Genomic DNA, 11,551 nt, shown 5'->3' on the forward strand with positions numbered 1-11,551 from the left:
CCGCCGCGGCCGCGCCCGCGACGGGGAGGACCGCGCCGGAACCGGTGTTCGCCAGGTCCCCGCCGGAGCCGGACTGCGCCGAGGTGCCGCTCGTGGCCGAGCCGCCCCCGGCGGGCGAACCGCCGCCCGTGGAACCGGAACCGCCGGAGGACGGGGTGCCCGTGCCGCCGCCGGACGTCGGCGAGCCGGAACCGCCCGTTGAACCGGAACCGCCCGCCGAGCCGCCGCCGGTGACGTGCAGCGTGATGTCGGCCCGGTCGTTCGCGGTGCGGTCGTCGAACGGCCGGGACGGGCCGGCGAGGGACACCGAGCCCTTGGCGCCGGTCACCGCCTTGTCGATGCGCAGCTTGAAGGTGTAGTTCTCGCCCTGGCCCTCGTTCTCCCAGGACTGGCTGGTGCCGCACTCGTAGGCGCCGGTGGCCACCTTGTCGCAGAAGCCGTAGGCCTTGACGACGGTCGTACCGGCCGGGACCTCGATCCTCACCTTGGTGACCGAGATGTTCCCGTCCCGCAGCACCCAGGCCGGCCCGGCGTTGGTGAACCTCACCGTCAGGCCGACGGTGTCGCCGACCCGGCCCTTGAGGTCGGCGCCGGTGACCTGGAAGTCGGCGGTGTTCTCGGCCGTGACCTTCACGTCCGCCGCGTCCCAGTCGGGGTGCTCGCTGTGGCCCGGCCGGGCCGGCTTCTCGTCGGGCCGCTCGACCAGCCGGACCGCGGGGGCGGTGCCGCGGACGGGTTCGGCGGCGCCGTCGGTGGGGGCGGGGTCGTCGGTGGCCACGGCCACCCGCAGCCGGTCGTAGAGGGCCCGGTCGAGGGCCTTGAGGGTCAGCGCCTTCTCCGGCGCGTAGACCACGCCGGGCTTCAGCGTCTGGTCGAACTCGCAGACGGCCTCGGACTTGCCGGGCTCCTCGTCGAAGGAGGCCACCTCGTAGCGAAGGCAGTTGGAGGGCAGCTCGGTGTGGCTCAGACCGCGGGTGACGGAGTACGACAGATAGACCTTGCCGACCGGGGCGCCGCTGTTGGTGAACGAGGCCGGTACGTCGAAGCCGGCGCCGGGCCGCACACCGCTGACCGGCGCGACGGGGCTCAGAGTCAGGACGGCCCCGGAGCCGTCGGCGGCCGCGGCCGGCGTGACGCCCAGAGCGGTCAGGGCGACGGCGCCGAGGGTGCCGGCGGCCAGTCGGAGCGGGCGGAGGCCGGTGGAGCTCTGGAGCATGGGGGGTCCTCGGTGAAGCGTCGGTGGCGGCTGAACGAACGTTGTGGGAACGCGAGTTCCGCAACAACAGACCACCTCCGCACCTGAATGGTTGCACCGGGAAACCATAGGGAATACTAGGTAGACCGACCTACCTAATCCCTCGGTTGGAGTGACCCCATGGACGACACGGCGACCCCGGCGGCAGGCGCGCGGAAGCGGCCCGGCAGCGCCCGCAGCCGGCTGCTCGCCGCCGCCGCGCGCCGCTTCTACGCGGACGGCGTCTCGGCGACCGGGATCGACGCCATCACCGCCGAGGCCGGCGTGGCCAAGATGAGCCTGTACAACAACTTCTCCTCCAAGGCCGACCTGGTACTGGCCTACCTCGACGAGCGCCACGAGGAATGGCTCGGCCTGTACCGGCAGCGGCTGGCGCGGGTCCGGGACCCGCGCGGCGGCGTCCTGGCCGTCTTCGACGCGTACGGCGACCACGCCGCCTTCGCCTACGAACGCGGCTTCCGCGGATGCGGGCTGCTGAACGCGGCCGCCGAACTGCCCGCCGGACACGAGGGGCGGGACCTGGTGCGCCGGCACAAGGAGGAGGTCGAGGCGCTGCTGGCCGGACACCTGGCGGAACTGCTGCCCGACCGGCCGGAGAGGGCCCGCGCCTTGGCCGAGCAGTTGTCCTTCCTGCTGGAGGGCGCCATGGCGCGCGCCGGCCTGGAGGGCGCGGGCACCCGGGTGGCGCACGCCCGGGCCATGGCCGCCGACCTGCTGGACCGGCTGTGACGCGGCCGGCCGGAGCCGGGCCCGGTTCGGCGGGCGTCGGCGCGGTGTGCGTGCTCATGGCGTCGGTGCTGTGGGGGACCACCGGCACCGCGGCGACCTTCGCCCCGGGCGTGGGACCCCTCGCCATCGGGGCCGCGGCCATGGGGCTGGGCGGCCTGCTCCAGGCACTCCGGGCCGCGCCGCTGATCGCCCGGGAGGCGGCGGGGCTGCGCGCGCACCGCGGTGTGGTCGTGACCGGCGCACTGTCGGTGGGCGCCTATCCGCTGGCGTTCTACAGCTCCATGCACCTGGCCGGCGTCGCCGCCGGAACGGTCGTCTCCATCGGCTCGGCCCCGCTCGCCTCGGCCCTCGTCGAGCGGGTCGGGGACGGCCACCGCCTCACCCGCCGCTGGACGGCCGGAGCCGCCCTGGGGCTGACCGGCACCGTCCTGCTGTGCCTGGCACAGACAGCCGGGGCCGCGTCCGGTTCGACGGGCCACTCCACGCCGTCGACCGTGCTCGGCGTGACACTCGGCCTGGTCGCCGGCTGCACCTACGCCCTGTACTCCTGGGCCGCCCACCGCCTGATCAGCCGCGGCATCCCGTCGGGCGCCGCCATGGGCACGGTCTTCGGACTGGGCGGCCTGCTGCTCCTGCCCGTGCTGGCGGCCACCGGCGCCCCGCTGCTGGCGTCCTGGTCCAATGCCGCGGTCGGCGCCTACATGGCCCTGATCCCGATGTTCCTCGGCTACCTGCTGTTCGGCTGGGGCCTGACCCACGTCCCGGCGAGCACCGCGACCACCCTCTCGCTGCTGGAACCCGCCGTCGCGGCCGTGCTCGCCGTCCTGGTCGTCGGCGAACGCCTGCCCCTGCTCGGCTGGACCGGCATCGCCCTGGTCGTCGGCTGCCTCGCCGTCCTCACCACACCCTCCCGCCGCCCCGCGCCGAAGCGTCGGGCCACCACCACACCCACCACCGAGCCCGAACAGGCGTACCCGACCTGACCCCGGGGCACCGCCGCGGCCCCTCCACCGCCGTCGGTAAGAACTCGGCATGAGAGAGGTGAGACGGTGGGCGATCGCCGGGCGGGGTGCGTTCGGGCCGGTCATGGGCGGCGTAAAGTCCCTCGGCGAGTCCGGTCGTAGCCAGGCCGGTGTGCCGTGGAGAGAGGGACGTCATGGGGAGTCTGCCGGAGCTGACCCCGGGACGCCTGTTCACCTCGTGGCAGTGGGACCTGCCCGCGCTGCTGCTCGTCGTCCTCCTCGGCGGTCTGTACGGCTGGGGTGTCCTGCGGTTGCGGCGCCGGGGCGAGCCGTGGCCGGTGGCACGCGGCGCCGCCTTCGGACTGCTGGGCCTGGGCGCCCTGGTCGTGGCCACCATGTCGGCCCTCGCCGTCTACGACCGCGTGCTGTTCTGGCCGGCCGCGGTGCAGAACATCCTCCTCGACCTGATCGCCCCGCTCGGCCTGGCGCTGGGCGACCCGCTGCGGCTCGCCCTGCGCGCCCTGCCCGAACCCGCCGCCGGACGCGTCCGCCGGGCCATGACCGGGCGGCTCGTACGGCTGCTCACCTTCCCGCTGGTCAGTACCGTCCTGGTCCTCGCCACCGAGCTGACCGTCTACTTCACGCCCTACTTCGAGACCGCGCTGCGCGTCGGCTGGCTGCACCAGGTGATGTACCTGCACCTGCTGCTCGCCGGCTGCCTGTTCGTCGTCCCGGTGCTCACCCGCGAGGAAGCGCTGCCGCGCTGGTGCACCCATCCGGTGCGGGCGGCGCTGGTGTTCCTCGACGGCATCGTCGACGCCGTACCGGGCATCGTGGTGATGACCCACGGCACCCTGATCGCCGGCGCCTGGTACCTGCACCACGCCCCGGCCTGGTCGCCGGACGTCCAGCACGACCAGCAGGTCGGCGGCGGCGCGATGATCAGCATCGCCGAGCTGGTGGCGCTGCCCTTCCTGCTCGCGATCCTGGTCCAGTGGGCCCGCACCGAGCGCGCGGAGACGGTCGTACTGGACCGCCGACTGGCGACGGAACTGGTACCGGCCGGCCCGGTCGAGGGATCGGCGCGGCAGTCCGATCTCGTGCGCCCGTGGTGGGAGACGGAGGACAGCGCCGTCGCCCAGCGCATCCGGCAGCAGCGACCGGGTTCCTGACCCCGTCCCGGCTCAGCGCGGCTCGCCCCGGTACGTGCCGAAGTACCAGCGGTTGCCCTCGGGATCGCGGGCGGCGAAGTCGCGGGAACCGTAGTCCGTGACGTGCAGGTCGGTGATGATGTCGGCGCCGGCGGCCTTGGCACGGGCGTGCACGGCGTCCGGGTCGGCGGTGACGACGTAGGCACTGAAGTGGCCGGGCGGCGTCGGGCCGTCGCCCGCGTCCGGCCCCTCGCGCACGGAGCCCAGCATGACACCGCCGCCCTCGGGCCAGCTGACCTGCGCGTGCTGCACCAGATCGCCGTCGCCGTACACCACCGTCTCCTCGAAGCCGAAGGCGTCGACGAGGAACCGGATCAGGGCACGGGCGTCATGGGCGCGCAGGGTGGGCCAGACCTGCGGGGCGGGCGGCTGCTCGGCGGGACCGGGGGTGCTGGTCATGGGATGCGCCTCTTTCGTGGGTCGGTGGTCGACCCCCTCAGCGTCACCCGGGCGGATGATGCCCGGCTTGGATGTTTCGGAACTCCTGCGCCAGCCAGGCGCTGGGCGTGCAGGAGGCCAGCGCGGCGAACTCCCGGTCGAGGTGGGACTGGTCCGCGTAGCCGCAGTCGGCGGCCAGACCCGCCAGATCGGGCGGCCCCGGCCGGGCGGCCAGGCGGCGCCGGGCCCGGTCGAAGCGGACTACCCGGGCGGCGGCCTTCGGCGTGAGGCCGATCTCGGTGCGGAACAGCGTGCGCAGATGACGGTCGCTGAAGCCGGTCCCGGCGGCGAGCTCGTCGACGCGCAGCCGGCCTCCGGAGCCGAGCAGCCGCCGCCAGGCGTCCGCGACCGCGGCGGTCGCCCGCACGTCCCGGCCGCGGGCGAGCCGGCCCAGCAGCCAGTCGTCGACGACCCGGAAGCGGGCCGTCCAGTCGGGAGCCTCGCGCAGCCTGTCGTGGACCTCGCGCACGCCCGCGCCCAGCACGTCGTCGGCGTGGGCGTCGATCCCGGCCAGCGCCCCGGCGGGCAGCCCCAGCAGGACGCGGGCGCCGAGCGGGCTGACCGCCACCTGGATGCCGGACTGCCGGCCGGGCATGTCGATCAGCGCGGGCGTGACGTGCAGACCGCCCAGGAGGGTGGGGTAGTCGCCGGGGCGGGCGGCCGGGTCGGGGTGGGCGGCCACGGTGAGCGGTTCGTCGAGGGTGAGGATCAGCGTGAGCCACGGGGACGGCAGGCCGCGGTGCCGGGTGGCCGGCAGGCCGCGCTGGCGGTAGCCGGAGTACCAGCCGACCAGCCCGCGCAACGGCGGCGCGGGAGCCGCCCGCACCGCCTCGTCCACGACCTCCGCACCCATACCGCCATCCTCCCGCGCCCGTCCGGTCACAGCAGCCCGAAGGCCGCGAGAAACCGGACATGGGTTGGAAGCCCGAATGCCGCGAGAGGCCCGGACATGGGTCAGCAGCCCGAACGCCGCGAGAGGCCGGACGTGGGTCAGCAGCCCGAATGCCACGAGAGGCCCGGACATGGGTCGGAGGCACATCTCCCTCCCCCGAAGGTGATGTGCCTCCGACCTTCCCCCGGCGCCGGACTGTGGGTCCAGCCGACCGCGTGGGCGGTCCGTGCCGTCACCAGCACATGACCGCTGTCTCCCCCGAACCCCACGCGGAGTACTGACGCACCCGGACGTAGTAGCGGCGGCCCCTGACGAGCCGCGCCCGGACGGTCGCGTTGTGCGGCGCGCCACCGTCGTCGTGGCCGGCGAGGTAGCGGGGTTCCCCGTCCCGCTCCTCGAAGACCACGACCACGCTGTCGCTCGCCCCGAAGGTGCCCACCGTGTACGGGCGGGTCTGCGGCGGCTCGATCGTGAAGTCGGCCTGTTCGCCCGGGCCCAGGGCGAGCGGCACCGACCGGAAGGGCACCAGCGCCGGCGGCCGCCCCCGGTCCGCCGGCGGATACCAGCGCAGGACGAACTCCTTGTCGGCCACGGAGAGCGTGCCGGGCGGGGTGAGGCCCCCGCGGAACTGCTCGGGCTCCAGGATCAGCCCGCCCGGGAACGGATACTCCATGATCGAATGCGGGTCCCAGACGGTGCCGTTGACCTCGTCCGGGTCGAGCTTGCGCAGGATGTTGTGGAACGTCGTGTCCCGGCCCCAGAAGTTCGGCGGACCGGCCAGGTCGGCGTAGACGGCCTCGTCGTCCCAGGTGATGCCCGCGTACGGGCTCTGGTGCTCGTGCAGCATGCCCAGCGCATGCCCGATCTGGTGCAGGGCCGTCCCGCGCTCCCCGGGCGCGGTCAGATCCCAGCCGAAGTTCATGGTGCGTTCGTTCTGCCCGGCGCGCAGCGCGTCCCGGCCCACCGCCGACCAGGAGCCGTCGCCCGGCTGGAAACCGATCCGCAGCTCGGCCTCCGAACGGTCGCCGACCTCGACGAACGACAGGCCGATGCCCAGGTCCCGCCACTCGCGGAAGCAGTCGCGCACTACGTCCCGCTGCTCCTGGCCGCCGCCCCACGACACCCGCCGCATCGAACCGGTCCCGGGGACGGCGATGACCGAGGCGTCGGCGTCGCCGTCGAAGAACCAGTAGTGCAGCACCGTGCCGTTGACCCAGATCCGGTTGCCCGCGACCAGCGCACCGCGCCGCTCGGCGGTCAGCCCCGGCGCCGGAGCGGGGGCCGACTGCTGCGCGAGGCTGCAGTAGCGTCCGGTCATGCGCACAGACTGCCGTGCGGGGGACGCAGGCGCCTGAGTCGAGGGCTACTCAACTCACCGTGTATCAGGAGTGAGTACTCGCGCTCCTACTCACGTGACGACATTCGAACGGGACGCCAAGACCCTTGAACTGCCCTGGCGGTTCACCGGCCGCGAGGACGAACTGGAGCTGATCCGCCGGTCCCTCACCGCGGGCCACCACGGCATCGTGGTCACCGGCCCGGCGGGCTGCGGCAAGACCCGGCTGGTGACGGAGGCCCTGCGCGGCGGCGACCGCGCCCGCGCCGCCGGGACACCGGAGACCCGGCACATCCCGTTCGCCGCGTTCGCGCACCTGCTGCCCGAATCGGTCTCCCTGCACCGCGCCGTCCAACTGCTCTCCGGGGTGCGCCTGTTGCTGGTCGACGACGCCCACCTGCTCGACGACTCCTCGGCCGCCCTCGTGCACCAGCTGGCCGTGCACGGCCGCACCCGCCTCGTCGTCGTCACGGCGGACGGCGCCCCGTGCCCGGCTGCCGTCTCCCGGCTGTGGACCGGTGAACTCCTGCCGCGCCTGGCCCTGGGTCCGCTGCCCCGCGAGGACATGGAACCGCTCCTCGCGGCCGGCGTCGGCGGGGCCGTGGAGCCGCTCACCCTGCGCCGGATGCTGCACCTCGCCCAGGGCGATCTGCGGCTGCTGCGCGACCTGGTGGACGCGGTGCGCGAGCGAGCGCCGCACACGCGCCTGAAGGACACCGACGCCTGGATGTGGCGCGGCCCGGTCCCGGTCACCGCGGCGATCCGCGAACGCACCGCCGACGCCCTGACCCGTGCCTGCCGCGAGGAGCGCGCGACGCTCGAACGGCTCGCCTTCTCCGACCCGTTGCCGCTGCCCATGGACGACCTCGACCTGCGGGCCCTGGAGGCGCTGGAGGCCGACGGCCTGGTCACGGTCGACGACCGCGGCGGCGCCCGCCTCGCCCACCCCCTGCACGGCCCGGTGCTGCGGGCCGCGGCCGGCCGGCTGCGGGCGAGGCGGCTGGCCCGCACCCCCGAGCAGTGCGGGCAGGCGCTCGCCGCCGAGACGGCCGCGCTCACCGCGCGGATCGAACAGACCGACGTACGCGTGCTGCCGGCCCCGGTGGGGGAGTGGCTGGTGCACGAGGGCGCGCCCCTGCCGGCCGCGGACGCGGCCGTGCGCGCCCGCGTCTCGCGGCTTCGGGGGGAGCTGCGGGAGGCGGCGGCCTGGGCGAGGGAGGGACTGCGGCGGGCGCCGGGGGACGCCGGCTGCCGCAGCGAACTCGCCCTGGCCGCCGCGCAGTCCGGTGACACGGCCACCGCCCAGGAGGCGGTGGCGGGCCGGCCGGAGCTCCAGGAGCCGGCCGCGTGGCTGGCCGCGGCCCGCGGTGACGTGGAGGAGGCGGCGCTGGAGGCCTTCGACGGGCGGGACGCGTACGCCCTCTACGACGCCGTACGCCTCGGCGCCCCCGACAAGGTCGCCGGACGCCTCCCGGAGGGCGGTCTGTTCGCGCGGCACGCCGACGCGCTCGCCCGGGGCGACGGGCCGGAGCTGGTCCGGGTGGCCGAGGCGCTGGAGGAGCGCGGTTTCCAGCTGTTCGCGGCCGAGGCGCACGCCCAGGCCGTACGGGCGCACCGCGACCCGAGCGCCGCCCGCGTCGCACGCACGCGTGCCGCCGCCCTCGCCCGCCGCTGCCAGGGCGCCCGCACCCCCGCCCTGTCCGGCCTGGTCCTCGGTGAACTCACCGCCCGCCAGCGGCAGATCGTCGCCCTCGCCGCCGCCGGTCTGAGCAACCGGCAGATCGCCGAACAGCTCACGCTGTCCATCCGGACCGTGGGCAACCACCTCTACAGCGCCTACGCCCGCCTCGGCGCGAGCGACCGGGAGGCGCTGGTGTGGCTCGTGGACCTGCCGGAGGCCCGGTCGGCCTGAGCCACCCATGGACCGGCGGTCTGACCCCCAGGATTCGGGGGAGGGGTCAGGCCGCCACCCCACGCCCGGACCTCGCGTGCCGCGCGGATGTCACAGGACGGCGCGCCGTCTCGTCGTAGGAGGGTGTACCCGACGTCGTCGCGAGGAGAGGCAGGCATGACCAGGACCGAGGAGTTCCAGGAGCTGCGGCCGCTGCTGTTCTCGATCGCCTACCGGATCCTGGGCAGCGTGAGCGAGGCCGAGGACGCCGTCCAGGAGGCCTGGCTGCGCTTCGAGGGCGCGCCGGCCGAGCCCCGCTCGGTCAGGGCCTACCTGTCGGCCACGGTCACCCGCATCTCGATCGACGTGCTGCGCTCGGCCCGCGTCCGACGGGAGCAGTACGTCGGCCCGTGGTTCCCGGAGCCGCTGCTCGCCGACCCCTACGAGGACCCGGCGCGCGCCGCGGAGCTGGCCGACTCCGTGTCGACGGCCGCCCTGTTGCTGCTGGAGCGGCTCAGCCCGCTGGAGCGGGCGGTGTTCGTCCTGCGGGAGGTGTTCGACTTCGGCTACCCCGACATCGCGTCGGCGGTGGGCCGCTCGGAGGCCGCCTGCCGCCAGCTGGTGGTGCGGGCCCGGCGCCACATGGCCGACGGCCGGCCCCGCTTCGACGCCGACCGCAAGGAGCGTCAGGAGCTGGCGGACCGGTTCTTCGACGCCCTGCGCGAGGGCGACGTCGCCGGCCTGCGGGACCTGCTCGCCGCCGACGTGTCGATGGTCGGCGACGGCGGCGGCAAGGCGCCGCAGCTGGCCAGGGCGGTCATGGGCGCCGACAACGTGGCCCGGCTGCTCGCCTCCGTCCTGCCCCGCATGGCCCGGATCGACGTGTCCTTCGAGCCGCACGAGCTCAACGGCCAGCCGGGCGCGGTCTTCCGCGACCGGGACGGCAGGGTGCTGCACACCCTGGCCCTCGACGTCCTCGACGGCCAGATCCAGACCATCCGCCTGGTCATCAACCCCGACAAGCTCACCCACCTGGGCCCGGTGGCCGACGCCTGGGAGATCTCCCGCGAGCTCAAGCGGGCACCAAGGGGGTGACGCCCCGCGGGTGGGTCCGCTGCGCCCGGATGGTGGAGGCAGGGGATCTGCCGCGTGTCAGGTGTGCGCGGAGGAATGACGGCGCCGTCGGTGTGTTCTCTGGGGCCGATGGCGGCTGCCCAGCAGCCTGCCGCCGGTTTCATGCGGCCTGGGGGCGTGGGGGCGTGGGGGCGTGGGGGCGTGGGGGCGGGGGGGCGGCCGGTGGCCGACGCCTTGGGACTCTCCCGCTGGTCCGGGGGCGTGAGGCGCGCAGGCGGCGAAGGGCCGGTATCTCAGGCCGCGCCGAAGGCCGTGAAGGCCCAACCGGTCGCCTGGTGCAGGGCGTCGTTCGGCAGGGCGGCACGCGCGTCGCGCAGCGCCTCCGCCAGGGACAGGCCCGCGCTGAGCCCCTTGTGCAGTGCCAGCATCAGCGGCACCACCGCGTGGTCGTTGACGGGCGCGCTGCTCGCCACCACCCCGGCCGTGCCGAGCGGCAGCAGCGCGGTGACCAGGCCCAGCAGCTCGTCCGCGCCGACCGAGGCGAAACGGGCCGTGTCGCAGCTGGACAGGATGATCCGGTACGGGCTGCGGTCCAGGCGTTCGAAGTCGTGCACGATCAGCGGCCCGTCCGCCATCCGCAGCGAGGAGAACAGCGGACTGTCGGCGCGGAAGGTGCCGTGCGCGGCGATGTGGGCCAGCGTGGCCCCGTCCAGCTCCTCCAGCACCCGCGGCACGCGCGCGTGCTCGTGCTCCAGCAGGACCGGTCTGCCGTACCGGCCGACGAGTTCGGGCACCTCCGCACCGCCGGTGGCCAGGCCCGGACCGCGCACCAGCACATGGCGGCCGCCCGGCGGCGGCTCGGTCTCACGCGCCCGCAGCCAGCTGCCCGCCGACGGCGACACGCTCAGCACCCGCTCGCGCAGCGCCGGCAGCAGCGCCCACGGCACCCGGTGCAGCCGCCCCGGCGGTACGACGACCACGGGCCCGGAGCCCACATGCGCCGCGGCCGGTCCCAGCAGCAGCTCCTGAAGGCGGCGGCCCATCTCCTCCACCAGCGGAAGGCGCGCCTCCGCCCCGGGGTGGGCCAGCCGCCGCAGCCCGGCCTGGACGTGTTCGGCCTCCACCTCGGCGTCGGCCAGCAGCCCGGCCTCGAAGCGCCGTACCCGCCCGTCGCCGCACAGCAGCACCTGCACTCGCCCGTCCAGCACGGCCAGCTCCACCAGCCGCGTCCCGCCCAGCCCGGCCAGCAGCCGGGCGGGGTCGAAGCGCAGCTCGTCGCCGGAGGCGTCACCGCGCATGTGCAGGGTGCGGGAGCGGATCTCCCGCTCCAGGCGCCGCTGCTCACGCTCCAGCGCGGGGATGGGCCGGCCGTCGCTGCGGGCCTCCTCCGCGCGGGCCGCGATCTCCCGGAAGGCGGTCAGGCTGCCGAGCAGCGCCGGGTCTGCCGGGGGCCGGGTGGGCGGCGTGGACAGCACGGTCGCCCGCCAGCGCTCGCTCCACGTCAGCAGCCGCCGCGGTGCGCCCGAGTCGAGGCTGACCCGCTGGGCCAGCGCGGCCAGCTCGGCGCCCTGCGCGGTGGCCCGGGCCCGCAGCTCCGAGGCGCCCAGGGTGGTGCGGTGGTCGTCGAGCACGTCGAGTCCGCGCCGGCACGCCTCCAGAACGCCCCGGCCGGAACCGGCGGCCCGCGCCCGCAGCGCCTGCGCCGCCCAGCCCGTCATCCGCGCCAGCGGCGGTCCGCTGTGCCGGCTGCGGGCCGCGACGGC

The 11,551-nt window shown here is 75.2% G+C and carries 10 protein-coding genes; 5 read left to right on the forward strand and 5 right to left on the reverse strand.

The window, feature by feature from the left end; all coding sequences use genetic code 11:
• On the reverse strand, window positions 1–1,216 hold a 1,216-nt coding region (locus M8J74_RS42700), incomplete at its 3' end, for a hypothetical protein (protein WP_249841549.1).
• A 159-nt stretch (window positions 1,217–1,375) separates the two neighbouring features.
• Here M8J74_RS42700 and M8J74_RS42705 point away from each other — a divergent pair.
• The 3 genes from M8J74_RS42705 to M8J74_RS42715 all read left to right on the forward strand — a co-directional run bounded on the left by M8J74_RS42705 (window position 1,376) and on the right by M8J74_RS42715 (window position 4,118).
• On the forward strand, window positions 1,376–1,984 hold the full coding sequence (locus M8J74_RS42705) for a TetR/AcrR family transcriptional regulator (RefSeq protein WP_249841550.1): 609 nt from the start codon (window positions 1,376–1,378) through the stop codon (window positions 1,982–1,984).
• Entirely contained in the window at window positions 1,981–2,967 is a 987-nt protein-coding gene (locus M8J74_RS42710) for a DMT family transporter (RefSeq protein ID WP_372500435.1), read from the forward strand. Before M8J74_RS42705 ends, M8J74_RS42710 begins: the two co-directional genes overlap by 4 nt.
• 173 nt (window positions 2,968–3,140) lie before the next feature.
• The gene (locus tag M8J74_RS42715; protein ID WP_249841551.1) at window positions 3,141–4,118 is read left to right on the forward strand and encodes a cytochrome c oxidase assembly protein; all 978 of its coding nucleotides are present in this window, start codon (window positions 3,141–3,143) and stop codon (window positions 4,116–4,118) included.
• A 12-nt stretch (window positions 4,119–4,130) separates the two neighbouring features.
• Here the strand turns inward: M8J74_RS42715 and M8J74_RS42720 are convergent, their stop codons facing one another.
• The 3 genes from M8J74_RS42720 to absR1 form a co-directional block, all read right to left on the reverse strand.
• Entirely contained in the window at window positions 4,131–4,556 is a 426-nt protein-coding gene (locus tag M8J74_RS42720) for a VOC family protein (RefSeq protein ID WP_249841552.1), read from the reverse strand.
• Window positions 4,557–4,599: 43 nt separating this feature from the next.
• A complete protein-coding gene (locus M8J74_RS42725; protein ID WP_249841553.1) occupies window positions 4,600–5,448 on the reverse strand; it encodes an AraC family transcriptional regulator in 849 nt (282 codons plus the stop codon).
• Between the two features lie 271 nt (window positions 5,449–5,719).
• Window positions 5,720–6,805: a beta-glucuronidase AbsR1 gene (gene absR1, locus M8J74_RS42730; RefSeq protein ID WP_249841554.1), complete on the reverse strand. Its 1,086-nt coding sequence runs from the start codon at window positions 6,803–6,805 to the stop codon at window positions 5,720–5,722.
• 94 nt (window positions 6,806–6,899) lie between these two features.
• On the opposite strand from absR1, the gene M8J74_RS42735 reads away from it, so the two are divergent.
• Window positions 6,900–8,735: a LuxR family transcriptional regulator AbsR2 gene (locus M8J74_RS42735; RefSeq protein ID WP_249841555.1), complete on the forward strand. Its 1,836-nt coding sequence runs from the start codon at window positions 6,900–6,902 to the stop codon at window positions 8,733–8,735.
• 156 nt (window positions 8,736–8,891) lie between these two features.
• A complete protein-coding gene (locus M8J74_RS42740) occupies window positions 8,892–9,809 on the forward strand; it encodes an RNA polymerase sigma-70 factor (protein WP_249841556.1) in 918 nt (305 codons plus the stop codon).
• Window positions 9,810–10,081: 272 nt separating this feature from the next.
• On the opposite strand, the gene M8J74_RS42745 is transcribed toward M8J74_RS42740, so the two are convergent.
• Window positions 10,082–11,551 (reverse strand): CHAT domain-containing protein (locus M8J74_RS42745; RefSeq protein ID WP_249841557.1); only part of this gene is annotated, 1,470 nt, incomplete at its 5' end.

It is taken from the genome of Streptomyces panaciradicis, assembly GCF_023516615.1.
In the GTDB taxonomy this organism is placed as follows: Bacteria; Actinomycetota; Actinomycetes; order Streptomycetales; family Streptomycetaceae; genus Streptomyces; species Streptomyces panaciradicis.

Bases quoted from the DNA above. Each gene is read 5' to 3' on its own strand.
- M8J74_RS42725 (WP_249841553.1), bottom strand. From the start codon at position 5,448: ATGGGTGCGGAGGTCGTGGACGAGGCGGTGCGGGCGGCTCCCGCGCCG.
- M8J74_RS42740 (WP_249841556.1), top strand. From the start codon at position 8,892: ATGACCAGGACCGAGGAGTTCCAGGAGCTGCGGCCGCTGCTGTTCTCG.
- M8J74_RS42705 (WP_249841550.1), top strand. From the start codon at position 1,376: ATGGACGACACGGCGACCCCGGCGGCAGGCGCGCGGAAGCGGCCCGGC.
- absR1 (WP_249841554.1), bottom strand. From the start codon at position 6,805: ATGACCGGACGCTACTGCAGCCTCGCGCAGCAGTCGGCCCCCGCTCCG.
- M8J74_RS42715 (WP_249841551.1), top strand. From the start codon at position 3,141: ATGGGGAGTCTGCCGGAGCTGACCCCGGGACGCCTGTTCACCTCGTGG.
- M8J74_RS42720 (WP_249841552.1), bottom strand. From the start codon at position 4,556: ATGACCAGCACCCCCGGTCCCGCCGAGCAGCCGCCCGCCCCGCAGGTC.